Raw genomic sequence first — 842 nt, forward strand, 5'->3', positions numbered from 1 at the left:
GACAAATCATCTCATAAGTCTTCAAAGCACTGGAAGAGACGAGTCCCTCGTTTAATTCGTGCTTGAAAAGCTCGGCCAGGCTTCCTCCTTCATTGATGACGAATTCAGCGAATCGAATCATCAAATCGCGCTCTATTATCACAACATCACTCACTTCAAGATCATAGTCATCCGCAATCTGCTCTCTGGTCCGGCCGGACATTTCATGCCCCGCAAACTTGGACATGAAGACCGCGGCATCAGTTTCATCTTCTTCCTTCAAGAATTCTTCCAAATCAATCCTGACCTCAGCCGCTCCGGCCTTGCCATATGCAAGGTACCATGCCTTGAAAATCTGCAACAGGTGATAATCAGTTGTAATCGGAACGTAACTTCTGTTGCCAAAGCTTAATTCGGACGCAACCTGAACGCATAAAGTCACCAGGGCGAAAATTTTTCGACAGCTGTATTTGGCAAAAAGTTCCGGTTTCTTCAACTTCTTGTGAAGACTGAGATAATCATCACGAACTTTTTTGCCAAGCGGGGTCAACGTATAAGCAGCATCCGGGTCTTTTTCAAGCCATCCCCTGTCTGCTGCGAGATCAGAAACCCTTTCAAGGCTCATTCCCAACTCGTAATCGGTATTGACGATATCCAATAACCCGTAGCACATCCCCCAAAAGCGTGACGAAGTCGTCAGCCGATTCGTCAAAAGCTGTCTGATCACGGTCGCTCTTCTGGCAAATCGATCGTCATAGTAAGTCAAGACGCGCTGAACGGCTAATGAGTTGTTCATTTTGATTCCCCCATTTTAAGTTCCTTTCATTATAACATACGTTCTTTTTTCATGAAGCATTTCCAAA

1 protein-coding gene is annotated in these 842 nt (G+C 45.2%); it reads right to left on the minus strand.

The features are described 5' to 3' along the window. On the minus strand, nucleotides 1–775 hold a 775-nt coding region (locus V7Z60_RS03265), incomplete at its 3' end, for a hypothetical protein (protein ID WP_334116277.1). Nucleotides 776–842: the final 67 nt, after the last annotated feature.

Source organism: Ligilactobacillus sp. (assembly GCF_036846325.1).
GTDB lineage: Bacteria > Bacillota > Bacilli > Lactobacillales > Lactobacillaceae > Ligilactobacillus.